General features: G+C 45.8%; 27 protein-coding genes and 2 tRNA genes. All 29 read right to left on the bottom strand.

The annotated features are described in order from the left end of the window. Positions 1 to 101: 101 nt before the first annotated feature. The 29 genes from OQ477_RS20325 to OQ477_RS20185 all read right to left on the bottom strand — a co-directional run bounded on the left by OQ477_RS20325 (position 102) and on the right by OQ477_RS20185 (position 26245). A complete protein-coding gene (locus OQ477_RS20325; protein WP_014304202.1) occupies positions 102 to 1103 on the bottom strand; it encodes a protein kinase domain-containing protein in 1002 nt (333 codons plus the stop codon). Next, positions 1069 to 1806, bottom strand: coding sequence for a VWA domain-containing protein (locus tag OQ477_RS20320; RefSeq protein WP_004264624.1), 738 nt, complete (start codon positions 1804 to 1806; stop codon positions 1069 to 1071). The genes OQ477_RS20325 and OQ477_RS20320 overlap by 35 nt, the downstream gene beginning before the upstream one ends. Positions 1807 to 1873: 67 nt before the next feature. Then, the gene (gene spoIIE / locus OQ477_RS20315; protein ID WP_007409936.1) at positions 1874 to 4363 is read right to left on the bottom strand and encodes a stage II sporulation protein E; all 2490 of its coding nucleotides are present in this window, start codon (positions 4361 to 4363) and stop codon (positions 1874 to 1876) included. A gap of 209 nt (positions 4364 to 4572) precedes the next feature. Then, positions 4573 to 4644: transfer RNA gene (locus OQ477_RS20310), tRNA-Glu, on the bottom strand. Positions 4645 to 4653: 9 nt separating this feature from the next. Further along, positions 4654 to 4730, bottom strand: a tRNA-Met gene (locus OQ477_RS20305). 157 nt (positions 4731 to 4887) lie between these two features. Next, the gene (locus OQ477_RS20300; protein ID WP_004264630.1) at positions 4888 to 5274 is read right to left on the bottom strand and encodes a S1 domain-containing RNA-binding protein; all 387 of its coding nucleotides are present in this window, start codon (positions 5272 to 5274) and stop codon (positions 4888 to 4890) included. An 80-nt stretch (positions 5275 to 5354) separates the two neighbouring features. Further along, positions 5355 to 5732, bottom strand: coding sequence for a cell division protein DivIC (gene divIC / locus OQ477_RS20295; RefSeq protein ID WP_032858294.1), 378 nt, complete (start codon positions 5730 to 5732; stop codon positions 5355 to 5357). 17 nt (positions 5733 to 5749) lie between these two features. Beyond that, a complete protein-coding gene (gene yabQ / locus OQ477_RS20290; RefSeq protein WP_265973570.1) occupies positions 5750 to 6385 on the bottom strand; it encodes a spore cortex biosynthesis protein YabQ in 636 nt (211 codons plus the stop codon). Further along, a complete protein-coding gene (yabP, locus tag OQ477_RS20285; protein WP_004264638.1) occupies positions 6382 to 6684 on the bottom strand; it encodes a sporulation protein YabP in 303 nt (100 codons plus the stop codon). The genes yabQ and yabP overlap by 4 nt, the downstream gene beginning before the upstream one ends. 78 nt (positions 6685 to 6762) lie before the next feature. Next, a complete protein-coding gene (locus OQ477_RS20280; RefSeq protein WP_007409934.1) occupies positions 6763 to 7023 on the bottom strand; it encodes an RNA-binding S4 domain-containing protein in 261 nt (86 codons plus the stop codon). 1 nt (position 7024) lies between these two features. Beyond that, a complete protein-coding gene (gene mazG / locus OQ477_RS20275) occupies positions 7025 to 8500 on the bottom strand; it encodes a nucleoside triphosphate pyrophosphohydrolase (protein WP_265973569.1) in 1476 nt (491 codons plus the stop codon). Continuing rightward, positions 8490 to 10070 (bottom strand): putative polysaccharide biosynthesis protein, encoded by a 1581-nt coding sequence (locus OQ477_RS20270; protein WP_265973568.1) that lies wholly within the window; start codon positions 10068 to 10070, stop codon positions 8490 to 8492. The genes mazG and OQ477_RS20270 overlap by 11 nt, the downstream gene beginning before the upstream one ends. Before the next feature lie 168 nt (positions 10071 to 10238). After that, positions 10239 to 10775 carry a stage V sporulation protein T gene (gene spoVT, locus OQ477_RS20265; RefSeq protein WP_151295848.1) on the bottom strand — a complete coding sequence of 179 codons (537 nt, stop codon included), beginning with the start codon at positions 10773 to 10775 and terminating at the stop codon, positions 10239 to 10241. A gap of 136 nt (positions 10776 to 10911) precedes the next feature. Beyond that, entirely contained in the window at positions 10912 to 14445 is a 3534-nt protein-coding gene (mfd, locus tag OQ477_RS20260; protein ID WP_033575247.1) for a transcription-repair coupling factor, read from the bottom strand. Positions 14446 to 14514: 69 nt separating this feature from the next. Beyond that, a complete protein-coding gene (locus tag OQ477_RS20255; protein ID WP_004264650.1) occupies positions 14515 to 14745 on the bottom strand; it encodes an anti-sigma-F factor Fin family protein in 231 nt (76 codons plus the stop codon). 61 nt (positions 14746 to 14806) lie between these two features. After that, the gene (pth, locus tag OQ477_RS20250; RefSeq protein ID WP_004264652.1) at positions 14807 to 15373 is read right to left on the bottom strand and encodes an aminoacyl-tRNA hydrolase; all 567 of its coding nucleotides are present in this window, start codon (positions 15371 to 15373) and stop codon (positions 14807 to 14809) included. 84 nt (positions 15374 to 15457) lie between these two features. Then, positions 15458 to 16066 (bottom strand): 50S ribosomal protein L25/general stress protein Ctc, encoded by a 609-nt coding sequence (locus OQ477_RS20245; protein ID WP_265973567.1) that lies wholly within the window; start codon positions 16064 to 16066, stop codon positions 15458 to 15460. Positions 16067 to 16150: 84 nt separating this feature from the next. After that, positions 16151 to 17104, bottom strand: a complete 954-nt coding sequence (locus OQ477_RS20240) for a ribose-phosphate diphosphokinase (RefSeq protein WP_004264656.1) — start codon at positions 17102 to 17104, stop codon at positions 16151 to 16153. Between the two features lie 21 nt (positions 17105 to 17125). Continuing rightward, complete coding sequence (gene glmU, locus OQ477_RS20235) at positions 17126 to 18496, bottom strand: bifunctional UDP-N-acetylglucosamine diphosphorylase/glucosamine-1-phosphate N-acetyltransferase GlmU (RefSeq protein WP_004264658.1); 1371 nt, start codon at positions 18494 to 18496, stop codon at positions 17126 to 17128. Between the two features lie 191 nt (positions 18497 to 18687). After that, positions 18688 to 18981 (bottom strand): septation regulator SpoVG, encoded by a 294-nt coding sequence (gene spoVG / locus OQ477_RS20230; RefSeq protein ID WP_004264660.1) that lies wholly within the window; start codon positions 18979 to 18981, stop codon positions 18688 to 18690. A gap of 195 nt (positions 18982 to 19176) precedes the next feature. After that, complete coding sequence (gene ridA, locus OQ477_RS20225) at positions 19177 to 19557, bottom strand: 2-iminobutanoate/2-iminopropanoate deaminase (RefSeq protein WP_004264663.1); 381 nt, start codon at positions 19555 to 19557, stop codon at positions 19177 to 19179. Then, the gene (gene purR / locus OQ477_RS20220) at positions 19554 to 20411 is read right to left on the bottom strand and encodes a pur operon repressor (RefSeq protein ID WP_004264666.1); all 858 of its coding nucleotides are present in this window, start codon (positions 20409 to 20411) and stop codon (positions 19554 to 19556) included. The genes ridA and purR overlap by 4 nt, the downstream gene beginning before the upstream one ends. A 55-nt stretch (positions 20412 to 20466) precedes the next feature. Beyond that, positions 20467 to 21336, bottom strand: a complete 870-nt coding sequence (ispE, locus tag OQ477_RS20215) for a 4-(cytidine 5'-diphospho)-2-C-methyl-D-erythritol kinase (protein ID WP_007409927.1) — start codon at positions 21334 to 21336, stop codon at positions 20467 to 20469. A gap of 143 nt (positions 21337 to 21479) precedes the next feature. After that, positions 21480 to 21668, bottom strand: a complete 189-nt coding sequence (locus tag OQ477_RS20210) for a small, acid-soluble spore protein, alpha/beta type (protein ID WP_011996172.1) — start codon at positions 21666 to 21668, stop codon at positions 21480 to 21482. Between the two features lie 162 nt (positions 21669 to 21830). Continuing rightward, complete coding sequence (gene veg / locus OQ477_RS20205; RefSeq protein ID WP_007615173.1) at positions 21831 to 22091, bottom strand: biofilm formation stimulator Veg; 261 nt, start codon at positions 22089 to 22091, stop codon at positions 21831 to 21833. Between the two features lie 211 nt (positions 22092 to 22302). Then, positions 22303 to 23178 carry a sporulation peptidase YabG gene (gene yabG, locus OQ477_RS20200; RefSeq protein ID WP_088461220.1) on the bottom strand — a complete coding sequence of 292 codons (876 nt, stop codon included), beginning with the start codon at positions 23176 to 23178 and terminating at the stop codon, positions 22303 to 22305. Between the two features lie 172 nt (positions 23179 to 23350). Next, positions 23351 to 24232 carry a 16S rRNA (adenine(1518)-N(6)/adenine(1519)-N(6))-dimethyltransferase RsmA gene (gene rsmA, locus OQ477_RS20195; RefSeq protein ID WP_004264694.1) on the bottom strand — a complete coding sequence of 294 codons (882 nt, stop codon included), beginning with the start codon at positions 24230 to 24232 and terminating at the stop codon, positions 23351 to 23353. Continuing rightward, entirely contained in the window at positions 24222 to 24785 is a 564-nt protein-coding gene (gene rnmV, locus OQ477_RS20190) for a ribonuclease M5 (protein WP_265973566.1), read from the bottom strand. The genes rsmA and rnmV overlap by 11 nt, the downstream gene beginning before the upstream one ends. 134 nt (positions 24786 to 24919) lie before the next feature. Next, positions 24920 to 26245 carry a G5 and 3D domain-containing protein gene (locus OQ477_RS20185; protein ID WP_105938265.1) on the bottom strand — a complete coding sequence of 442 codons (1326 nt, stop codon included), beginning with the start codon at positions 26243 to 26245 and terminating at the stop codon, positions 24920 to 24922. Positions 26246 to 26301: the final 56 nt, after the last annotated feature.

Raw genomic sequence — 26301 nt, 5'->3', positions numbered from 1 at the left:
GTCCCCCTCACAATGAGCAGGTTTTTTAAAGATATACATATCCTATCACTTTCATTCCCTCCAAGCAAAGAAGAAGCATGAGTACAGGCGTCCGGCCGGCATTAGATGAGAAAAAAGACGATGTAAGCGAAATAAAGGGCGAGAACGCTGATTAAAATAAGTGTTGTTTCAAACAAACCATTGTGCTTTGCGGGTTTTTGTTTAGGTTTATACCGCGTTTGAGATACAGTGCCCTGCCGCGGTTTTGATTGCGGCGGCTTAGGCTTGGCGGCGGCTTTCCTTTTGCTCCCGGCGCTCTGTCCCGCCGTCAGGATGTCATGCTTCATGGCTTCCGCAGACGGATATTGGCCGTTTAAAGCAGAAAACAGAACCTTCTTATACTTATTCAGAAACGGGTGGCCTTCAATGATAGAACGAAGCTGTTCTTTCGGCTGTCCTGACTTTTTGCACTCTTTCTTCTGGACACAGTGGATCATGATCATTGCGACAGCAAACAGGTCATAGGATGGTTCTGCTTTTCTTGTTCCATACCCCCAATAGCCCCTGTCGTAAAACTCCGTATACTCTTTAATCGCGCGGCCCTGTTTTGTCGTTCCCCCTACATCAATGCAGCGAATGGCAGCCGGTGGTCCGGTTACAATGAGATTTTCCGGTTTGAGGTCGCCAAAAACCCACCCTTGCTGATGAAGGACTGACAAGCTGGAAAGAAGCTGCACCATCAGCACCGGAATCCACTCCGCTCCTTTACTGCTGATATATTGCGGAAGAAGCGGCCCTTCTATGTACTCCATCACGTAAAAAGAGACATTTTTATTCAGCTGCGGAATAAACGCGTCGTCCGCATCAAAAAAAGAAGGCCCCATCGTTTGCGACCGGGCCTTTGAAAAGGATTTTAAGACATTCACTTCAGAGGTAACAGACATGCTGTCGCTGCTTATTTTCAAAGCGACCTGTCCGCCTGATGCTTCTGCCAGATATACAATACCGTTAGCCCCTTTTCCAAGCTGTTTGAGCAATCTGTAGGATTTGCCGTTCCATTTGCCCTGAATTGCCGTCCCCGGTGCCAGACTACATGCCAAACTCGTTAAAGCGTCGTTCATCATCTGCCAACATGCTCCTTCTTGAGCGGATTCTCTCAAACTGCTGCGTCGCTTCCCGGATAGCGGGGCCCGTAGGGGTAATACCGCCGGTCGACAGCTTCGCAAAGAGTGCAGAAAGGGATTCAAGCTTCGGCGTCCAATTCAGCACAAGCTCAACTTCCTGGCTTTTCCCGGGAAATATACACATGGCAAATTCATTTTGCCCGGCTCGGGAATTTAAACTGATGGAAAGATCGATCAGCGCTTCTTTCACCGTCGGCAGTTTCGGCGCCATACTCGCACTCGTATCAACCAGCACAAGCACTTGCAGATGAACCGTTTCGCCGAGTTCATCAACCACTTCCATCACTTCGCCGCGTTTTTCAGGAGAAAGCTCTTCCATTTCAACGTTTTTCCCTAAGATTTGTTTAAGCTCTTGATTGACGACACCTTGCAGCGTCTGGGTCATTGCTTTTTTCGTCACCATTTGAACCGTCTGAGACAATTGTGACGCATACACAACTTGATGGACGCCGCCTCCGGCCATGGCGATGCCTTCAACTTCCTTCATTGCCTCTTGGTCAATCGCGTTTTCTTCCATAATTCCTATAACATTCACCGTAATCCCCTGCTCCTTGGCGAAAGCCGCCATTGCGATCGGGTCTTCACCATGATTGGAGCAGCCATCTGTAATCAGCAGAACTTGATTTAAATGTCCCTTATTCACATACATTCCTCCCGGTGATACGATTAGTCCCATCTTCGCCAGAAGGAAAGTGATTTATACGAAAGGATTAAGAAATCTCCTTTTTATTTTGGAAAACCGCCGGCACCGGTATGGAAGCCCATTTCGGCGTGTTGTGATCAATCCGGACAACAACCACTGTCATATCGTCTTCGATTTGACCGGAACGTGTTCTGATGACCTCTTCCATTAATATATCAGCGATTTCCTGAGGATCTTCGGTTTTCAGCCCTTTCATTTTCCGTTTCATCCACAGGTCGTGGTTTTCAACGTGCTTCGGCCCTTCAAAAATACCGTCACTCATCATGACGAGCAGATCTCCCGCTTTTAACTGTTCACTTACAACCTCCACATCAAATTCATTGATGATGCCGATCGGCAGATTGCTGGCCTGAACTTTCATGACTTGATCTCCCCGCTTGATAAAACTCGGCGTTGAACCGACCTTCAAGAATTTGCAGCTTGCATCCTGAAGGTCAATGATAGAAAGATCGAGAGTTGAGTAGATTTCGTCTGTCGTCCGTAAAGACAGAATACTGTTGATCGTTTTGATCGCTATTTTTTCATCAATACCTGATTCGAGGATTTTTTCGAGCAGCTTAATCGTTTCATTGCTCTCATAATGGGCCCTCGCCCCATTGCCCATGCCGTCACTGATCGCGGCCGCATACTTTCTCGCCCCCAGTTCCATCATGCTGTAGCTGTCTCCGGAGACAAGGCCGCCGCCTTTTGCCGCATGAGCTGCGCCTGTCGAGACCCGGTACGACTTGGTCGAACCGAACGCGACATGGCTGTAGCCATTCGGATGAGTCGAGTGCTGTTCGCTTTTGACAAGTATCTGCTCCTCAAGAATGTCAGACAGCATCGGGGCGATAATTTTCTCACTCTCGCCGTGTCCTCCGCTGAACGGGATTGTCATTTCGATATCAATATTGCCCTGCTCCAAGCTGTATATCTCGACATGCTGAATCTCGATTCCGAAATGCTGAAGCGCCTCTATCATTTGTTCTTCCTGAATAAAATGCTGCTCCCTCTCCCGTTTTATTTCCCGAGAAAAGTCCGCCATGACCTCAGAAACCCCCAACAGCTGCTCGGCAACAAGCCTTCTGCTGTCCTGAACTTTTCTCTTCAGTGTCAGATGGGCGTGATGGTGGGCAAGTTCGTCCTCAATCAGCTCTTCCACCTGTCTGGATTTGGAACAGTGCTGTTGAAACTCCTTTTTTAATCTGCGGTTTGAGGCATACTGTTTTTCTTCTGTTTCATGCATAACTTGTTTCATTAAGTCATATGTTTTATCAAAGTTTTGAACCCAGCATTTGCTTTTCTTATAGCAGGATTGGCAGGAATGCTCGGTGATTTTGCTTAAAAAGAGATCCACTTCCCCTTCTTCCGCCTGCTCATCGGAAGACGTCTGATGAAAGGTGGCGAAGCTCTCCGACAAGGCATGAAACACATTGGAGAACTGGTCTACTTTCTGGGCGGTGACATCTCTGATTTTCCTCGCGTACTGCTGCTGTTCCTGACTGTGCTCAGCAGTGCCCGGTATGTATCGCGCCACCTTTTTCGTAATCGATTGGGGCGTAATCAAAAACAAAACAACGGCAATCAAAGATTCATAAAGAGTGGTCATTAATCCGGCAGACCCCTCTCCATATAATGAAATCAGCAGTGAGCCGATCACTAACCCGACTGCGGCTCCGGCTTTCTTTCCTTCTTTCAGCAGCCCGCCAAGAAGCCCGGAAAACGCAAGCAGACTCATTTGATAGAGATTCCCGATATTCGCAAGCCCGAGGATCAGTCCGGTCACCACACCGACCGTACAGCCGATGCTTGCCCCGCCGACAAAGGAAAAACTCAGCACGACATAGCGGGCCAGGATATGTTCAGCCTGCATTCCCTGAAATGAAACACCGGCAAGCCCGGTTAAAACGGATGCGATCAAGATCATAAAACAGATAATTTCTTCTATTTTTAACGATTGCTTCACTTTTTTGATCGTGAAGATCGGCAGGCTTTGCAAAAAGATCAGCGTCAAAATAAAGGCCAGGCCCGCCTCGACAACAGCCATCACATAATCATAGGTGGTAAAAGCGCCGCTCTCAAAATAAACAAATCCGATTCTCGCGGCAGCCATAGAGAAAAACACCACGATCGGCAGCATCTTCACTCGGTCCTGCACGATATATGTACCGATTTTTGAAAATAGAGTGAAGACGGCCAAAGCTGTGAGAATCAATAAAGAGTGTTTCGGCGAAATGGTTAAAGCGCCCGCAAGTAAAGACAGACAGGCATAGAAGGCTTTATCTCTTCTGATCAAAAGCATCGCTCCGAAAAACGGCAGCGCAAACGGAAGAACCTCAGATAATATGAAAGCCCGTCCAAGTAAAAATCCGATCACGACATAAATGAAACCCTTATAGAAAAAAAGTGAATGCGCTTGATGGACTGTAAGCTTTGCCGCCTTTTCAAAAAACGATTGCAGTTTTTCCAGAGCTTGTCCCGCCATCGGCCCGTTCACTCTTCTTTCTGCTTTTTCCATTGCTCTCATCCCCCACCTGTTTTATTCGTTGCTTGTCATTATAAATGAAAGCCCAGATAGGATTTTGTCAAAAGAAGGTAACAATTCCAAAGAACTCTTCGACGCTTTCTCCCTTGTTCCCCTTTCCTTTCGTATTTCCTCCGACATTTCTCAAAAAGTTGTCTAAATATGAAAAAATCGGCTTCTGCAACAGAAGCCGATTCGCTTGATGACCCGTACGGGATTCGAACCCGTGTTACCGCCGTGAAAGGGCGGTGTCTTAACCGCTTGACCAACGGGCCATATATATATGGTAGCGGCGGAGGGGATCGAACCCCCGACCTCACGGGTATGAACCGTACGCTCTAGCCAGCTGAGCTACACCGCCATATAGGTGCTTATAAGCACAAGTTATATAATACAAAGGTTTCTTCATTCCGTCAACAGGAACTTTAAAGTTTTAATTTTCTGACTATACGGGTACATACAAAAAAAGCACCCGCTGGGATAGACGGATGCTCCATGTATTTATAGAAAGCAGCAAGTTATCCTCTTCTTGCTCCGCGCCCTCCACGTTTTGATTCCGTGTTTCGTTTTAAAGATGATAAGCGGTCTTCGCTATCTTTAAGAAACTTGTTCATTTTCTGTTCAAAAGATTCTTTCGGACGGAAATCATTTCTAGGTCTGGCTTGCGGACGGTCTTTAGCTTTTTTAATTGATAAACCAATTTTCCCGTCTTTTTCAACGTTGATGACTTTCACTTCAACTTGATCGCCGACTTTTAAATGCTCGTTAATGTCTTTTACATAATTATCGGCTACCTCACTGATATGAACGAGACCGGTTGAGCCTCCAGGCAATTCAACAAATGCTCCGAAATTTGTAATACCTGTTATTTTCCCTTGCAACTTGCTGCCAACTTCAATCGACATAAAAAAAGTGCTCCTCCTTAGGCTTATAAAAAGATCGTTTGTTTAATTATACCTAAATAAAAATTTAAGTGTCAACAAGGCTACTTGCTCTTCTTCTCTACATTAAAGAGAATCTCACCATTTCCTGACATAAACAAGTCTCTTCTGGCAAGCTCTGTGACGTAATCCTCATCCTTTAATTTGGAAATTTCATCTTTTAAATCAGCCTGTTTCGCGTTCAATTCTTTTACTTGTTTTTCCAGCCTAGCTTTCTTTTCTTCGTTTGCGCTAAGGGAAGAGGTCTGTGACCAAAGAGAACCCGCTAAGACAATAGCCGTCAACAACACAAGGGCGCCGAATACGATCAACCGTCTGAAAAGCCCTTTCCGCCTTCTTTTCATAAGCTGGGATTGCCGTTCAACCTGCTCTTTATAGTCGTTTTGAATTTCAGTTATTGTACGTTCTCTAGATAGATTCAAATCAGACGGTCCTCCTTTCACCTTTTCAAAATACGTATCATGGTCGATCTGATTGTTATGATTAGTTTCTTGCTCTTTTGTAAAAATCCTGCACTTTTTTGAAAATATCGTTTGAAAGTAAGACGCCACTTTTCAGGAAGAAGTTTCAATGATTGTTTCAACAGGAAAAACAGCGGATACAGCAAAAACGTTACGATCTTAAAAAGACACTTCGCAAAAAAGGCACTCACCCGATAGGAGTATAAAGAAATAGCCGTGATCAGCCCGATGAGCAGCTTAAAGAGCAGAAGCACCGGACGGAACAGCACGTGCTGAATGAGCTTTTTTGCGAATTGGTAAAGAGACACCGCAAGATGAATGGCAAATTTCAGTATTTTTATATACATTCGTTTAAACAGGCTTTGGTACGTCGCAATACCCAGTAAGACAGCCAAGAAAATGTATACCCTGAGTTCTCCTTCATTCACGTTGAGCAGCACATAGAAAAACAGCAGACCTTGTACAATCCAAAAGAGAATGTCATGAATGAATAACAGCCATCTGGCCGTTTTGGCGCGGCTGACAAACAGCCTGTATGTATCAAGCGACGCTCCGAGCCAGGCGCCCATACCGGTCATTGCCAGCATCGTATAAAATTGGGTGGTCAGCGTCATTTAAACAACTTGCTAAAAAACCCTTTAGCTTTATCCCCTTGCTGCTCGTCTAAATATACAAGGTCAAACACCCTGCCTTTTATAGATACAATCCCTTTTTCCACATCAAGATTTTTCATCTGCAGGTTCTCGCCTCTGACGGAAAGCATTCCCATAACCGTTTCCAGCAAAAACTCTTCGTTGTCAAAACTTTCTACATGCTTGACGCCCGAAATGTCTAAATGCTTTCTCCCTTTCATCGTTACATCATGCTGTTCCGGAACAGAAGAAGAACCTTTTTGCTCATAATATGAATTCATCTATTCAGCCCCCATATCCTCGATACTTTTAGCATTATTACTGCATTGTATGAGGCGGGAGCCTTGTTTAGAACAAGCCTATTCGCCGAGTTTTTCTTCCTTGACGATTGTATACATGCCCGCGGCTTCTTCTTTTTTCGTTGTTTCTTTCAATTCGTTTACCTTCACGGTGACAAGCTTCTGGCCGAAGCGGACCGTCAGTTCATCACCGGCTTTTACGTCTGAGCTGGCTTTCGCCTGATTCCCGTTAACTGTGATTCTCCCTTGATCGGCGACCTCTTTCGCCAATGTGCGGCGTTTAATCAATCTGGATACTTTTAAAAACTTATCAAGTCTCATATCAGAATCTCCTCTCCATTTCTTTTGCTTCATCCCACAATTTGTCCATTTCTTCAAGTGACATTGCGGTCAATTCAAGTCCCTTTGCTGCCGCTTCTTTCTCAATATAAGCAAAGCGTCTGCGGAATTTGTCATTTGTCATGGCGAGCGCTTCCTCAGGCTCAATTTTATAGTATCGGCCGATATTGACCAATGCAAATAAAACATCGCCGAATTCAGCTTTTAAGCTGATTTCATCTGCTGATTCGGCGGAAGCCTCTGCAGAAAATTCCTTCAGCTCTTCATTTACTTTATCCCATATATCCTGAACGTCATCCCAGTCAAAGCCGGTTTTTGCGGCTTTTTTCTGAAGCTTGGCCGCTTTTGCAAGAGAAGGCAGTGTTTTCGGCACGGCATCCAGCAATGAAGAGGATGTTGTTTGCTTTTCCGCCTTTTTGATTTCTTCCCAGTTGGCGACGACATCATGTTCACCCTGAACCTTAACATCCTTAAACACGTGCGGGTGCCGTCTGACCATCTTCGCACTTATGTCTCTGATGACATCATCAATTGAGAAATACCCCTCGTCTTCCCCGATCTGGGCGTGCAGCATAACCTGAAGCATGACGTCCCCGAGTTCTTCTATCATGTGATCCGTGTCCTCTTCGTCAATGGCCTCAAGCAGTTCGTAGCATTCCTCAATCATATATTTCTTTAATGACTGGTGTGTCTGCTTTTGATCCCACGGACAGCCGTTCGGCCCGCGAAGCTCGCGAATAATACTTCGGAATGCAGAAAATTCCTGGTAAAGGAGTTCTTCTTTTTTAATCGGCGGAACATACACGCTTGTTAAGTTATTTATTTCTACATTGCGGTCAAGTTCAAACAAAGGCACCTTGGTCATCTTTTCTCCCTTGCTTCCGGCTGCCGTGACGATGACCACTTCATAGTCGTCAGGCAATTTCTCCATAAGCGTCAGCTTTACCTCAGAGGCCGTCATCTGGTCATAAACCTGGCAAATGATCAGGTGATGGCGGAGTTCGAGCTCATCCGGCGTCATTGTTTGCGCATCCGTAAATTGAAACCCTTCAATCGGATCAATTCGCAAAGCATTAAAAGTGGCATCCAGAAAGCTTTGCCCTCCGGCAGTATGAACAGCTATCTGTTGTTCTTCCCGGCGTTCAAATAACAGCTGAATGGTTTTCTCAGCGACAAACGGATGCCCGGGCACAGCGTAGACGACATCCTCTTGCTTCGCTTTTTCAAACAGAATGTCCGCGATCTCTTCATAGACCGCTTCAAACTGATCATGTTTTTCATAAATATCATCAAAATACCGGATGTCCGCTTCCGTCTCTTGCTCTAATTCCGGAATCAAAGGGTGGTCTTTCGTTCTTATATATATATGCTTCGCCTGAGTCAGCAGCTTATGTACGCCCACTGTCAACTGATCCATGTCTCCGGCGCCGAGGCCGACGACCGTAATGTTACCTGCCATGTTTTTCTCTCCTCTTTTTCAATTTGCTTAAAGCACTGCCGAAAGGAAGGCCGCTCAGCTCTTCGTCCGTGAAAATCTTCATTCTTATCATACAATAAATAAACAATAGCCCTCCGATGACTGACGCAGACAGACTCTCACATACAGCTCCGGCCCTGCTGACAGGAACAAATAACTGCCATAGCTTCATATATACGAGCAGAAAGAAGACCATCAGCAGACTGCACCAGCACAGACGGGCAATCACGCCTCCGATATTCGTCAGCCAGCCCTTCGACCAAATTCTCCGGAGATTCAGGCACGCAACTGCGGCAAATGCCAAGACGGTCGCCAGTGCCGCTCCTGTAATACCCCAGCCGGGGACCAGCCAAACATTCAGCACCCATTTCAGCGCCCCTCCCGCTAAAACGGATACGGCGGGGAAAACGGTATGTCCCGCTCCTTGCAGAATCGCGGCTGCCGTAAGCGCAATTGAGGCAAAAAAGATAGATAAGCTGAATATGTGTAAGGTCTGCGTCCCCTCACTGTTTTGGAAAAGCATGATATTCACCGGCTCTAAAATGCAAAAAAGCCCGGCTGATGCACCGATCCCTATCGCAAGGCAGAGCTTGACGGCTGATGTTGCTTTCTCTTTTATGATAAACGGCTTATTCTCATGCACCGCTTTTGAAATTGAAGGAACCAATGACGCGGCGATACTGACGGCAAACACGGTTCCCAGCTGAAGGAGCGGCTGTCCGCGGTCATATATGCCTTTCAGCTGTTTCGCGGCATGGCTCTCCGTCCCGTCTGAAAGCAGTGAATATAAGTTTAAGGCGTCTACAAGCTGAATCAAAAGCATGAGTACACTGCTGATACAGATGGTGACTGAATAAAGCAGCAGCTTTTTTACAATGACGGCCGTTTCGATATGTCCGCCGTCTTTCTTTGTTTCTTCCCGCTTATACCAAAAAACAGCCAATACACAAAGGGCCGCCAAGCTTCCGGCAATTGATCCCGAGGCCGCACCCGCACCCGCCGCGTATAATGAACGGCCGCTTTTCAAAAGCCAGAAGGATAAACCGAGAAGCACCGCCACGCGAAGAAGCTGTTCCGTAATCTGGGATAAGGCTGACGGCATCATATCATGCACACCTTGGAAATACCCCCTGAAAACCGCCGTAAACGGAAACAGTATAAAAGCGAACGCCGCGACCCTTATCAGCATCACAAGGCGGGCGTCACCCATAAAACCGGCCAACGGCGCCGCGCCGGCATACATGAGCGCAAACAGAACAAGTCCGGCCGCCGTGACATAAAGGGCGGAAATTTTCATTATTTTTTGTTTATGATTGCTATAATCGTTCATTAATTTTGAGATGATTACCGGAAAACCGGATGTTGACAGCATGACCGCGATCCCTAAAAACGGATACACCTGCTGATAAATGTAAAATCCGACGTCACCGACAATATTCTGAAAAGGAACCCTGTACACGGCGCTTAATATCTTCGTCACGATACCCGCAACGACGAGCACAAAAGCACCTTTCCATGCCGATTGCCGCTTGGCGCCAACTGAATCGTTCATCCAAAAGCTCCTTCCAGCCGCTAGAAAATTACGTCTATAAAACGAGCTTATTATATCACAATCCTAACGGTCGAACCGATAGAGAGCACATATGAATATGAAAAAGAACAGCACTTGTATAAGAGCTGCTCTTTCTCCGTTTTCTTATTTCAATAATGGTAATAAGACCTACTGCTCCATTTGTCTCGCCAAAAAACTGGCTGCCGTTTCTACTGCTTTATGTTCTACTTCTCCAAGCGCCTGTTCCTTGGAAAAGATGACCACGGCACCGATAGGGTCGCCATTTGCCACGATCGGAGCTATTGTATAGGAGCTCATATCTTCATCGATGTCATTAACAAGCTGCGCGGTCTTCACGTCGTTTTCTACCACTGAGCTGCGCTGATCCATCGTTTTTTCGAGCAAATCGCTGATAGCTTTGTTCAGAAATTCTTTTTTCGAACTGCCTGAAACGGCAATATACGCGTCACGGTCGCAAATCAAGACGGAATGGCCGAGACTGTCATACAAAGCATCTGCATATTCCTTCGCAAAATCGCCAAGCTCACTGATAGGAGAATATTTTTTCAATATAACTTCTCCGTCGCGGTCAACGAATATTTCAAGCGGGTCTCCTTCCCTGATCCGCAGTGTTCTCCGAATTTCTTTAGGGATGACGACCCGTCCTAGATCATCAATACGACGTACGATACCTGTAGCTTTCATCTCTCTGGTGCCTCTCTTTCATGTGATGATATTTAAGGGAAAGTACTAAAGCTCTTTACTTTATGTAGCTTCCGCCACTCGCTTGAAATTAGTATCCGTCACATCAAATGTAATATACACCAGAGAGTAACAATTTTTATGAAGACGCGATTGTTTCTTTCTTCACATCCTGAAGGCCTTTCAGCATGCCGAGCACGGTCTCCAGCCACTCTTCCGTTTTGCGGCCTTTCGTCTGTACTGAGATTTTCAGCTTTTTCCCTTCCATTCCCAGTCCGATCTGCCGGCCGTATTTATTGCCGAGTTCGAACAATTTCTGACCGTCAATCTGTGCGCTGGCCTCTTCAGAAATGGTAAATCTGATCGCGTCTTTATCCTGCTTGATGAGTTCGACGCGTTCATATTTTCCGTATACCTTCATCTCAGCAACCGTAAACAGCCATTCAACCTCTTTAGGATAGCTGCCGAACCTGTCGATGATTTCATCTTGAAGCTCATTTTTCTCCTCAATTGTGGCGATTGACCTGAAGCGTTTGTACATGTCGATTTTTTGCTTGCCGTCTTGTATATAGTTTTCAGGAATATACGCGTCAAGCTCGATATCAATTTCTGTCTCAAACTGTTCGCTTTTCGGAATATCGCCTTTCCGCTCTTCAATCGCTTCCTTGAGCATTTGCGAGTACAGGTCAAAACCGACTGAGTCGATAAAGCCGTGCTGCTGGGCGCCGAGAAGGTTCCCCGCTCCCCTGATCGTCAAGTCACGCATGGCGATTTTAAAGCCTGATCCCAGCTCGGTAAATTCTTTAATCGCCTGCAGCCGTTTTTCCGCCACCTCAGTGAGCACTTTGTCTCTGCGGTACGTAAAATACGCGTAAGCGACGCGGTTGGAACGGCCGACCCGTCCTCTCAGCTGATACAGCTGAGACAGCCCCATTTTGTCTCCGTCGAACACAATCAAGGTATTGACATTTGGTATATCTACGCCTGTCTCAATAATAGTCGTGCTGACAAGGACGTCTGATTCCCCTTCCAGAAAATTGAGCATGACGCTTTCCAATTCATTTTCGGTCATTTTTCCGTGGGCATATGCCACTTTCGCATCGGGAACAAGCATGGAAATTTCATCAGCCTTCCGCTCGATGTCATCCACGCGGTTGTACAAGAAATATACCTGTCCTCCGCGCGCCAATTCTCTTTCGATGGCTTCCCGCACAAGCGCGCCGTTGTATTCCACGACATATGTCTGAACAGGGAAACGGTTTTCCGGCGGCGTTTCAATAACTGATAAGTCCCGCACACCGAGCATGGACATATGAAGCGTACGCGGTATCGGCGTCGCTGTAAGAGTCAGCACATCGACATTAGCTTTGATCTGTTTGATTTTTTCCTTATGCGTTACGCCAAAGCGCTGCTCTTCATCAATGATGAGCAAGCCGAGATCTTTATAGACGACGTCTTTAGATAAAAGCCTGTGGGTTCCGATTACGATGTCTACCGTTCCGTTTTTCAGGCCTTTAATCGTTTCATTGGATTCTTTTCTCGTTCTGAATCGGCTGAGAAGACCGATGTTAATCGGATAGTCCTGGAAACGCTCCATAATGGTTTCATAATGCTGCTGCGCGAGTATTGTCGTCGGCACAAGAAGCGCGACCTGCTTTCCGTCGGCGATCGCTTTAAAGGCCGCTCGGATGGCTACCTCCGTCTTCCCGTAACCGACATCACCGCAAAGCAAACGGTCCATCGGGCGCTCTCTTTCCATGTCCTTTTTAATCTCCTGAATGGAACGGAGCTGGTCCTCTGTTTCCTGATAAGGGAAAGCAGATTCGAACTGCCGCTGCATTTCATGATCCGGCGAGAACGCATAGCCTTTGCTTGCTTCCCGTTCCGCATAAAGCTTAATCAGATCATCGGCAATATCCTGAACGGAGTTTTCAACTTTTTTCTTCACCCGTTTCCATTCACTGCCGCCCAGTTTATAAAGCTTCGGTTCTTTTCCTTCAGAGCCGACGTACTTCTGCACCTGGTCGATTTGTTCTACAGGGACGTACAGCTTATCGCTGCCCTGATAATGAATGTTGAGGTAATCTTTATGAATGCCTTTGATTTCTAGTGTTTCGATCCCCAAATACTTACCGATCCCGTGGTTGACGTGGACGACATAGTCACCGACCTGAAGCTCGGAATAGCTTTTGATCCGTTCGGCATTTGTCAGCTTCTGCTTTCTCGGCTTTTTCTTAATTCGGTTTTTGAACAGCTCTTCCTCCGTAATGACGGCCAGCTTCATCAGCGGCAGTTCAAAACCGGATTGCAGCTCGCCTTCCATGACATAGACCTGTCCTTGCACAAGCGCTTTGGAGCTGTCCGTTTTTGCGGCTTCAATTTCGTAATCAGCCAGCACGGATGCCAATCTGTCGGTTCTGTCCTTATTTGCGCCTAAAAAGACGACGGTGAAGTTTGATTTCTTAAAGCGCTCCATTTCACCTGCGAGCACATTCATCTGCCCGTGAAAACTCTGCATCTGCCGGCTTGTCACATTCACAATATTCTGAGGGCTTGTATGCTGGACATGACGCAAAAATAATGAATAATAAATAGCCGGGCGCCGCTTTTCGCTCATAAGCTCCTGAAAGCTGAAGGATAAATGAATGTCATGCAGAATTTTCCCTTCCTCGAGCAGACTTGTCATAAATTCGGCCTCTTCTTTTTGCAGCTGATCCTCCATTTCATGAATGCGGCTGACCTCATCTAACAGTAACAACGTGTCTGCCGGTGTATAATCTAGCAAACTAGCAGGCTTTTCGTAAAAGTACGAGAGATACTTCACAAGTTCCTGATCAGTCTGTCCCGTTGATAACCGTTCTTTATCATGTGAGATATTGATATGAAGCATTTCCTTTTGTTTGTCCTGCTTCAGCTTTTTCAGACTGTCGGCAAGCCCTTTATCGAGCCTTTCCATCGCACGGGCTTTTTCTTCCGCCCTGATGATCAATTCCTTCGCCGGTCCGATCGCCACATGTTTGAGCGTCTCAATTGATCTCTGGTCATCAGAATTGAAGCTTCTGATGGAATCGACCTCCGTATCAAACAGTTCAATTCGCACCGGATGCTCCGACGTCAGCGGATAAATGTCGATAATTCCGCCGCGAATACTGAATTCACCGGGTGCAGAAACCATATCGGAACGCTCATACCCCACCTCTACAAGGCGCGCGGACAGCTGATCCGGTTCTATTTCGTCTCCGAGTGAAATGACGATCTGGCTGCTTTTCCACAGCTCCTTCGGCGGAAGCATTCTTCTCACTGCCGCAACGGGCGCCACAACGACCGGCGCTTCTCCGTTTGTTAATCTATTAATGACATCAAGCCGCTGAGCACGCAGTTCAGGGCTCGCTACCGCAATTTCTGAAGAAATCAATTCATTCACGGGGTATAAAAAAACAGATTGATCCCCGAGAAGCGCCGTCAGATCTTCCGTCACTTTTTGGGCCTGATATAAATTATGGGTGATAAAGAAAATCGGCCTTTTCGTTTCCTGTGCAAGGGCGGAGGTAAAAACAGAACGCGCGGAACCTGACAGACCCGCAAGCAGCTGTTCCTTCAGCCCCTCATGTAAACCGTTGACAATGGATTTAAAATCATCGCTTTCTTTAATAAAGGTTTGAATGTTGTCCATATGGGCCCTCCTCTCTATTTTCTGCAAGAACAGAAAAACGCTTTGGTCTAGAATCTACACCAAAGCTTCTTATTGAATAAATGTGTTGTGTTCATGGTAGTGCGGATTGCGTTCCAGCGCCTCTTGGCAGTCTTCACAAATTGTAAGAACATGGACATCTCCATTGTCTTTATATGAAATCATATCGTTTCTTTCCTCATTTGTTAAGTGCTGAAATCCAAGTGACTGTGTCGGCACCGTCGAATATTCCAGGCTCCCTACCTTAAAGCCGCAGTGGCGGCAGAAATAATGCAAAGCCATACGTTGGACCTCCTGATGTGAAAAAATCATTTTTCCCTAGTATGGTCTCCCATTATTTATCTTATACATTTGCATTAAATTCGTTCATGACTTCTAAAAATGGTTTCGTTAAGGAAGCTTCGCAGGCTTTTACGGTTTTTGAGACGGCATCATTGATATGCGGCGCTTCTTCCTTCGTAAAAGCTCCCAGTACATAGTCAACGACTTTCATTCCGTTGACGGGGCGGCCGATTCCGATTCTGACCCGGTCAAATTCAGGGGTTCCGAGGTGCTGTATAAGCGATTTAATTCCGTTATGTCCGCCTGCGCTCCCCTTCGTCCGGAGCCTGATTTTCCCCGTCGGAAGATCAAGGTCATCGTATATGACTTTCAGATCTTCATGATCGGCATCATAATAATCCAGTAGCGGCCGCAAACATTCCCCTGATAAATTCATATATGTAAGCGGTTTAACAAGTAGAACTTTTTTTCCGGAAACAAACCCCATTCCGTAAAGTCCGTTGAATTTCGTTTTATTCAATTCAATATTCCATTCTTTAGAAAGCTCGTCAATGGCCATAAAGCCGACATTATGTCTCGTGTTCTCGTAGGTTTTCCCGGGGTTACCGAGACCGGCAATCACAAGCATCGTAAATCCTCCCTCAACATCGCTGTAATTCTTCTCATTCTAGCACAAAAGACGTAACCTCGGGCGGGTTACGTCTTAAAGCGCTTATTGATTTTCTCCTTCGGGCTCTTCCCCAGAAGACGGTTCTGCATCTTCTTCGAATGCTTCCTGCTTAGGAGGAAGGATGGAAGCCACGACTTCTTCCGGATCGTTTGTAAATGTATAATTGCCGTCAGCAGTCAGATCTGCGATGGTCAGCACATCATTCATCTCAAGTCCTGAAATATCAACATTGATTGTCTGAGGGATGTCCTTCGGTCTGGCCTTAATCGAAAGCTCATGCAGCGGCTGCTGGATGACGCCTCCGTCTTTGACTCCCTTCGCCTCTCCCGTCAGCTGAATCGGCACCTCGGCCTCCAGCTCCTCACTCATATTCACGACTTGAAAATCGGCGTGCGTCAATTCGTTTTTGAGCGGGTCTGTCTGAAGATCAGTCACCATAACCGATTGCTGATTTCCGTTGACATCAATTGTGATAATCGTGTTTTTTCCTTCGTCCCGCAATGTTTTAAGCAATTCGACACTGTCTAAAGAGACAGGCGTATTCGTTGTTTCTTTACCGTATATAATCCCTGGAACATGTCCTGAATGACGGATTTTCCGAAGCGTCGAACGTTTAAAATCTGTTCTTTCATTTGCTTTTAAAGTTGCCATATTCAGCACCATCCTAATTATCGTTTTATCGTCCTATTAGAACAATACCCACAATAACTGGGATTTAAACCTTAAAGTTTCGGTTTAGCTGAATAAATAGCTGACAGATTGTTTCTCGTGAACGCGGATAATCGCTTCAGCCAGAAGCGGTCCGACAGAAAGCTGCTTAAAGCGGTCGATTTTTTTCTCATCAGGAAGCTTAATGCTGTTCGTTACGACAAGCTCCTTGATTTTAGAGTTATTGATCCGCTCAACGGCAGGGCCTGACAGTACAGGGTGCGTACAGCATGCATACACTTCTGCAGCTCCGTTTTCAACCAGCGCGTTAGCGGCAAGTGTGATTGTGCCGGCCGTATCAATAATATCATCGATCAGAATCGCTGTTTTACCTTCCACGTTACCGACGATGTTCATCACTTCTACCTCATTCGGTCTAGGACGGCGTTTGTCGATAATCGCGATCGGCGCTTTCAGACGGTCCGCAAGTTTGCGGGCGCGCGTCACACCGCCGTGGTCAGGAGAAACAATGACGATATCTTTCAAGTCTTTACCTTCAAAGTAATGGCCTAAAATCGGAACACCCATTAAGTGGTCAATCGGAATATCAAAGAAACCTTGAATTTGCGGCGCGTGTAAATCAAGCGCGATCACGCGTGTCGCACCCGCTGTTTCAAGCAGGTTTGCAAAAAGTTTTGCCGTAATCGGTTCACGTGATCTTGCTTTTCTGTCCTGGCGCGCATAACCGTAGTACGGAATGACAATGTTGATTGTTTTCGCGGAAGCGCGCTTTAAAGCGTCAACCATAATCAGCAATTCCATAATGTGCTCATTAACCGGCGCACTTGTAGACTGAATGATATAGCAATCACAGCCGCGAATACTTTCTTCTATGTTGATCTGGACCTCTCCGTCACTGAATCTTGTAACAGAGCACTTTCCTAATTGAACCCCTACATTATCCGCGATTTCTTTTGCAAGTTCTGGATTTGAATTCAAAGAAAAAATCTTTAAATTCTTATCTCCGTATTCGTTAGACATGGTAAACCTCCGATTTTAGGATTATTTTTTATGAATATTTTTCACATAATCTTCTTTATTTACTTGTCTTGCTCTGGCAATGGCAAGCGCTTCGCCCGGCACATCTTCAGTTACGGTTGAACCCGCAGCGACGTACGCGCCTTCTCCTACTGTAACAGGAGCGACCAGATTGGAGTTGCAGCCAATAAAGGCGCCGTCTTCAATTTTGGTTAAATACTTTTTCTTCCCATCATAATTGACCGTGATGGAGCCGCAGCCCAGATTCACATCCGTGCCCACTTCGGCATCACCGATATAGCTTAAATGAGATGCTTTGCTTCGGTCGCCGAATTGTGTTTTCTTGATTTCAACAAAGTTTCCGATCTTCACTTCATTGCCAATTGCGGAATCGGGTCTGATGTGAGCAAAAGGACCGATATTTACATCATTCCCAACTTTGCTGCGATTGACAACGGATTGTTTAATCACAGTGCGGCTGCCGATTGAGCTGTCCTCTATCTCAGTGTGAGGACCGATGACACATTCATCGCCGATTTCAGCTTGTCCCTTTAACACAGTTCCGGGATAAATAACTGTATCTTGTCCGATACGTGCGTCAGGTGAGATGTACGTATTCATCGGATCGATTAAAGTGACTCCGTTCTGCATATGCCGTTTGTTAATACGCTCTTTCATATACATTTCAGCCTGAGAAAGAGCGACTCTATCATTCACTCCGAGCGTCTCTTGGAAGTTACCAGTCTGGTAAGCGGCAACAGTTTCGCCTTCGTCTTTGAGGATTTCGATCACATCCGGCAGATAATACTCGCCTTGGGCATTTTCATTCGAAACCTGTTCGATGACACGAAAAAGAGCCTCGTTATCAAAACAGTACGTTCCCGTGTTAATTTCTTTCACAAGACGTTCTTGCTCCGAAGCATCCTTGTGCTCCACGATTTTTTGAACGGCGCCGTCTTCACTGCGGATGATTCTTCCGTATCCGGCGGGATCGTCGGCAACGGCCGTTAACACCGTGGCTTTTGCACCTTTGTCTGTATGTTCATTCAGCATGGCTTCCATCGTCTCCGCCGTCAGAAGCGGTGTATCGCCGCAAATAACGATCGTGACACCCTTTTCTCCGTGAAGAAATGGTTTTGCCTGTTTGACCGCATGAGCCGTACCGAGCTGTTCTGCTTGGAGAGCGTAATCGCTTTTCTGTCCGAGCTGCTTCTTCACATCTTCGGCGCCGTGTCCTACGATGGTGACAAGCTTCGCTAAAGATAATTTCAGAGCTTCGTCTGCGACGTGCTCTACCATAGGCTTTCCGCATACCGGATGAAGGACCTTGTAAAGCTTCGATTTCATTCTCGTTCCTTTTCCGGCAGCTAAAATCACTGCAAACCGCTTATCCATTTAATGGCCTCCAATATCCCTTTTATCCATAGAAAAATATATCCTAAATAGCTGTTGATTTCAAGAAGACATCAAAAAGTGCAAGAATTTTCTATGTAATCGCTTTATTACTGAAAAATCAGATTTAAAAAAGGACTGCCGGAAAAGGCCTTGTGTCAGCCTTTATCAGCAGTCCTTACATTTTGTTATGTTTAAGAAGCCCCGGCTTCTTCATATTCTAATGCTTCAGAATCACCCAAACGATGATACTCATTTAAAACAGCATCCTGGATCTTGCCCCGCGTGCTGGAATTAATAGGATGAGCAATATCGCGGAATTCTCCATCAGGGGTGCGTTTACTCGGCATCGCAACGAAAAGACCATTGTTTCCATCAATCACACGAATATCATGTACGACAAATTCGTGATCCAGCGTGATGGATGCAATCGCTCTCATGCGACCATCGGTATTCACGCGGCGTAATCTTACGTCAGTAACTTCCACAGTAGTTCACCACCTTTTCCCTATATAAAAGCATTAGTCTAACAATTCCACGATTCTTTTTAAATTCCTGCACGTTTCAAAAAGTTTTTTTGAAAATATAGGATATACATACACAATTAGGTGATAAACCATATTTGGGGATCATATACTGCATAAAAAAAGTGATCCCGGAGACCGGAACCACTTTTCTGAGATTTAAGATTTCACCAGCGCAATGACTTCAATTTCCACGAGAGCATCTTTCGGCAGTCTCGCCACTTCCACACAAGACCTTGCCGGCTTATGTACATCAAAGTATTGTCCGTACACTTCATTCACTTCCGCAAACTGCTCCATATCAGCAATAAATACCGTTGCTTTTACAACCGTCTCGAGAGAAGCGCCCGCTTCTTTCAGCACAGCTTTTAAATTGCTGAACACCTGATGCGTTTGTTCTGTGATATCACCGTTTACCATTTCTCCTTCAGCAGTAAGAGGAATCTGGCCTGAGCTGTAAAACATGTTGTTTACAATGATTCCCTGTGAATATGGCCCGATCGCTGCCGGCGCGTGTTTTGTATGGATTGCTTTTGTCATTTTTCTGTCTCCCCATTCTTTAAATGCTGTTCTTTAAAAAATCGCAGAAAATTGCCGTTTTGAATCTCAATCGTTTTGTCTTTCATATTGATGGTTGAAAGCGTGAGCAGTGACATGTACTCATCGACAAGCCGTTCATTCACTCCCTCGGCTTCAACCAAGACACCTATTCCCGCAACGTTTGCATTAAACTCATCAAGCAAACTGATCATGCCGTTAATGGTGCCGCCGGCTTTCATAAAGTCGTCAATAATCAAAACGTTCGAACCCGTAGCCAAACTTCTTTTCGCAAGCGACATCGTTTGAATGCGGTTAGATGACCCTGATACATAATTGATGCTCACCGTGGAGCCTTCCGTCACTTTATTGTCCTTTCGCACGATGACAACCGGAACGTTCAGATAACTGGCCGCTGCGTAAGCAAGAGGGATTCCTTTTGTCGCAACGGTCATCACCACATCAATCTCCCGCTCCGCAAAAACGGAAGCAAAAAGCCTGCCTACATGAGAGAGGACAGAGGGTTTTCCTAAGATATCCGTTAAATATACATAACCGCCCGGAAGGATACGCTCAGGATTTACTAAAGACTGTCCCAGCTCCTGTATAAACGCTTCTGCTTCAGCCTGTTTCACTTTCGGAATGTATTTGACGCCTCCGGCAGCTCCCGGCACTGTAAGCAGCGTCCCAATGCCTTGCTGTTCAAAGGTCTGTTTAATAATCGTTAAATCTTCACTGATTGATGACTTTGCTGATTGATACCGTTCTGAGAAAAACGTTAACGGTATTAATTCATGCGGATGGGTTAACAAATAATTTGTTAAGTCCACCAATCTGCCGCTGCGACGAAACTTCATGAACTTACCCCCAAAATCCGAATAATTTAAAAATAATATAACTTAACATACGGATTTAATCAAGAGCATTCTGTTCGCCGATCATCCGCACCGCGTACACTTGATCACAGAAACCTCTTAACCCGTTATAAATCCGCTGCACCTTCGATTCGTATTGAACCAAACCGAATACAGTCGGTCCGCTTCCGCTCATTAACACCGCATCAGCGCCGAAGCGTTTCATTTGATTTTTAATCATCGCCACCTCGGGATGGAGGCTGAGCGTAACCGACTCCAATACGTTTCCTAATTGTCCGCATACCTTTTGGAAGCTTTTTTCTTCAATCGCGTCAATCATCGCCTGCACATCAGGATGCCGAACCTGCTGTAAGTTCAGCCGGCGGTACACTTCGGCAGTCGATACCCCGATCGTCGGCTTGGCGAGCACGACCCAGCAATGAGGCGGAGCACTGATGTGCCTGATCTTCTCACCCCGTCCGGTTGCCAGAGCAGTGCCTCCGTATACACAGAAGGACACGTCTGAACCGATTTCAGCTCCAAGCTCCGCGAGCTCTTCGACAGAAAGCTTTAAATCCCAAAGCCTGTTCAGCCCTCTGAGCGTGGCTGCCGCATCGCTGCTTCCGCCGGCAAGCCCTGCCGCTACAGGGATCACTTTTGTAATCATAATGGAAACGCCTTTTTTGACTTGAAACCGTTCTTTAAGCAGTTTGGCTGCCTGATAAGCCAGATTCCTTTGATCATCCGGAACAAAGCGGTTATGCGACGCCACTCTGATAACGTTTTCGGGCAGTTCTGTCAGTTCAATCCGATCTGCCAAATCAATTGTCGTCATGATCATCTCCACTTCGTGATAACCATCCGGGCGTTTACTCGTCACATCGAGGGACAGATTGATTTTGGCCGGCGCTTTTTCTAAAATACGCATAGCTTTCACCTACTTCTCCATCTAAACATAAGTATGAACATTGTATCACATTTGGAGACCCGGAGGTACTTATCCGAAATTGACGCCGGTTTTGACAGCCGATAGAAAAAACCGGGGAACGGATTGTCCCCCGGGCCACTGCATTATCGGTTATTTTGGTTCTGAGCCGCCATCTGCTGTTCGGCAATCTCAATCGCGCGCTTTACCATATTCCCGGCGTCACGCGCCCGAATGCCTCCCCAGCCCTCGTTTTTCACCGTATCGTAAAAACCAAGGTCCTTCGCCAGCTCATATTTGAACTCATCTGACATAACTCCACGACGTCTGCCCAAACGAAACAACCCCTTTTATAGAATTGATCACCATTCGTGCACGCCACGATAAAACATGTGACACCTATAGCTTCCGTTTAATCGGCTGAAACTTTCGAGGGAATAATTAGAAGAGCTTTGGAAGGCAAAACAAAAAGCAGTAAACAAAAGGTTCACTGCCCATTAAAATGCTACTGAGCTTGCCGTATCGTCATTGAATGTCAATTCAACAGTCTCAGTCAGAATATCAGCATAACTGTATGAAACTCTTTCAAACGAATTCTCGTCTTGATCTAGTTGTATCACAAAAACAGAAGGGTACGTCTCAGCTAAAATGCCCGAACGCTCAATCGTTTTTCGGCGGCCGCCGTTTGCTTTTAACGTAAGCCGTTTACCTAAATTCCCATCAAGCGATCTTTTTATATCGGACAACGTCTTCGCCATTGCATCCACCTCACTACATTTATTGTACAACAAGAGCCCAATTTTGTCAAATAAAATTTAAATTATATCAACGTTAATAAGTCATTGTCAACAAAATTATTTTGACAAAATTCTATTGATTTCTGCGTTATTTTTCACAAGTTCCGGAAATTTATGTATCAATATGTAAAATAATTAACCCGCATAGCGAAATATATGCGGGTTTTATCACTCATCCATTTGATTTATACGGCATACCGACACGCAGCACACCCTTCGTTTCAATTCCTCCCAGCCCTTTCTCTCTCGTCAGCGTATTTCTCAGGACATCCCACACATTGATCCGCTCCATAAACGGGGTGAAGCTGATTTTCGCGACAATATATACCGGGTCAAGCGCATGGATATTGACGCGTGACGGCGAACTTGCAAAATTCGCGCCTGCTCTGATTAAAGACTCGAAATGAGATTGACAGGCCCCCGCGAATATAACCAGCTGATCCAAATGAGGGACTTTACGCCTCGCTTTTTGAACGGTTTCGACAAAGTGTTTGGAATGCCTGTAGGCGCTTAAATCGTTCACGCCTCCCTTATGCTTGGAATATGCATCATGGCCGGTGATGACTAAAATATCCGGCCTGTATTTATCAAGCAGCTCGTCAATTGATGCCGGCATTTTTTTCTCATGACAGTGAATTCCGTATACCGGCACACCGATTTTTTCATAAAAGTTCAGGCACTTTTTCAAATAGGCCTCATCGCCGTCCAGATGCAATACCTTTCCGGGCATATGAAAGTAGTGCTCCTGATGCTGATATTGATTTGTCGCATAATATTCCTGTTTTTCCCGAAGCAGCTTATAATCCTGGCGGAGCAGCTCGAGAGATTCATTCATCCTGCTTTCATCTCTTTTCTTTCTCATGGCCTGTTCGTCTTTTCTGACAGGCTCCAAATCAGAAAAATCAGCATCCGCAATCAATCTGACTTCGTCACCATGCAGGATGGCAATTGAATTTCCGTTGCTTGTTTGTTCTATACCGATAATGCGAAATAAAACATCCATTTGATGGGATTTCCTGGCTACCATATCTCCTATTTGAAATTGCACGTTACCCACTCCACAAATAGACTAAGCCTCATCATGAAAGAAGTCTTGGCAAATACACCTCTTTCCGCTGCGGCGCTTGATGTTTCAAGCTTTTCTTGCAGTTGAATGAATAAGGTTCTCCTCTAGCCTATGTAGCGGCAGTCCAAGTGGTGACGCAAAACAAAAAGCCCTCTTAGAAAAGGGCTTTATGCAATCCGTTGGACAGGAGCGCGAATTCTTCTATGGACAGGGATTCACCGCGCCGCTTTCCGTCAATATTCGTTTCTTGAAGAACTTCTTCAATTTGAGCTTTTTTCTCTTTTCCGCCCGGAAGATTGTTCACAAGGTTGTTCAGCAAGGTTTTCCGGCGCTGTGCGAAGCTTGCTTTAATCAGCTGGAAGAAAAACGGTTCATTATCGACGTCAACCGCCGGGCCGTCACGAAGCAAGAGACGGATGACGGCTGAATCGACATTAGGCTGAGGCACAAACACCGTTTTCGGGACGGTCATGACGGTTTTGGCCTCCGTATAGAACTGAACCGCAATGGAAAGCGATCCGTACTCCTTAGAGGAAGGATCAGCGGCCATCCGCTCAGCGACCTCTTTTTGCAGCATCACGACAATTCCTTTTAACGGAAGATGTTCTTCCAATAGCTTCATGATGATAGGCGTCGTCACATAATATGGGAGATTCGCCGTCACCATAATTTCATCACAATCCTGAAACTGCTCTTCAATGACAGATTTTACGTCTGCTTTCAGCACATCTTGATGAATGATCGTTACATTGTCATATGGAGACAGCGTATCATTGAGAATGGGCAAGAGGCGCTGATCAATTTCAAACGCGACGACCTTTTTCGCCCGTTTGGCAAGCTGCTCTGTCAGCGCGCCGATTCCGGGCCCGATTTCAATGACTCCGGTCCGATCCGTAATTTCCGCATGGTCCACAATTCTGTCCAATATATTTGTATCAATTAAGAAATTCTGTCCCAGACTCTTTTTAAAAGAGAAACCGTACTTTTTCAGAATTTCCTTCGTTCTGATAGGTGTCGCGATATCTTTATTGTTCATCCTGTTCCTCCTGCCTCATAGCATCGAGCGCATCAATAAAATCACTTCTTTTGATTTGAAACATTTGCAGCCGTTTTTGAAGCTGCTTGCCGTTTGTATAGCCGATCTTCAGCAGGTCGCCCAATCGTTCGCGGCGTCTTTTGGCAGCCGGTCCGCCGATCAGACCGGCCTGTATGACATCTTCAGCTGAAATCTCACTCGGCTTTGCCTCCATCTCTTCATGCACATTTTCCAGACATGCTCTGATGCTTTCAATGGATGCGTGCTCAACGCCAATGCCGCGCTTGTTTTTCGGTTTGGCAAGGTGTTTGGGCAGAAATGCGTGTTTACAGCCGGGTACTGCTTCAGAAATGGTTTTCCGGATCTTTTCCCCCGGAAAATCCGGGTCCGTCAGCACGATGACCCCTCTCGTTTCCTGCGCCAGCCGAATCTGTTTGATGACTTCGTCTCCGATTGCGGAACCGTTTGTCTCGATCGTATCCGCATCAACGGCAAGTTTTATGCGCGCAGTGTCATCGCGTCCCTCGACTACAATAATTTCTTTAATTTTCATTACTTCCTCCAAAAAAACTTTTTATATCCAAAACGAAACCTTTGCTTGCATGTCACGTCTAATATACTGAAAATACACTTTACCTATTATAACGAAAAAAACAGAGGGCGCAAAACCCTCTGAGTGAAACGGAATTAATTTAAGATTTTTATTTTGACCTGTTTCTTTCCCCAGCGGTAAGCTGAAGATTTTTCAGGGAAAAAGACATCAATCCGTCTTCCTTTAATGGCTGAACCTGTATCAGCGGCCACGGCTTCCCCGTATCCGTCTACGTGGACTCTTGTGCCGAGCGGGATGACGCTTGGGTCTACCGCAATGACTTTGGCATTCGGATTGCTTGTCAGGTTAACGCCTGTAGCCGTATGGCCGGAACAGCCGCTGCAGCTTGCAGTATAAGCCGTGGAAGACACGGTAATCACTTTACCGGAAGATCCGGTTTCGCCTGAAGATGCCTTCACAGGTGCACTGAGCTGCTCAATCTTGGGACTGTGCCGCTTTGTGCCGACCGCAATGATCTGATCTTTGCTTTTTTCAGATGTTTCTTCTTTAACAAGCTTTCTTGAAACTTCTTTTCCATTTTCTTTGACAACATGAAAATGCTTTTTAAGTTTGCCTTCTTTTCCTTTTTGAACGATCTTTTCTTTCCCGCTGTCGAGAGACGCATCTTCTTTTTCTTTCACTTGATACGCTATTTTTTCCTCAACTACATCGGTGACTTTTTCGATACGAGTGATTTGTATACCGGCCTGATTTTTTGTGAGCTTTTCGTGTAATGCCGGTTTTACTTTATCTTCGTCTTTCATGTCCATCTTATGCTGCGTTAAAAAGTCAGCGACCGTAGTCGAAGTCGTCCATATTTTCTTTTTCTTTCCCGCATCATTTACAGTGACCTGAAAAGCCGGGTCGACCGTGACTTTCATGCCGTTTGTCACTTTCGTATCTGCTGCTGGATCTATTTTATCGTGCTGATTCACAGGTGTATGCTGTTCGTTCAGAAATGCGCCGACTGTTTTTGCCGTTGACCATAAAGTCTTTTCTTCTCCGCCTCTTGTCACACGGATCTGCTTTGCAGCTTCATACACGACATTCATGTTGTCTGCCAATGCTGTCTGCTTAGACGGGGTAATCCGGTCTTCATTTCTCGTCTCTATATGTAAATCTTCCAGAAGTTCCCCAACCGTTTTTGCATGAGTGCGTATTTGCTTTTTCTTGCCGTTGATGGAAACAGAAACTGATTGTTTTGAGAGCTCATGTGCCCCGTATGCAGTCCCGGTTCCGCCCAGCAGAATAATAGCTGCAATAAGAATAACCTTGCTTTTACCAAGCTTTACGGAAAACAGTTTTTTCATTTTTTGTGTGATGAAAAACGCCTCCTTCTCCTCGGAGAGATTATATAGAGTATCTAAAATGCTGTCAACCCTCCCATCTCGAAGATGAAAAACCTTCAGCGTATCCCTCATTATGCAAAAACAAAGCAAAAAAAGGAAGAGAGACATATCGACAACCTATCTTATGA

Source organism: Bacillus sp. ChL18 (assembly GCF_026241425.1).
Classification (GTDB): Bacteria; Bacillota; Bacilli; order Bacillales; family Bacillaceae; genus Bacillus; species Bacillus velezensis.
This window is presented reverse-complemented; position numbering and strand designations above follow the sequence as displayed.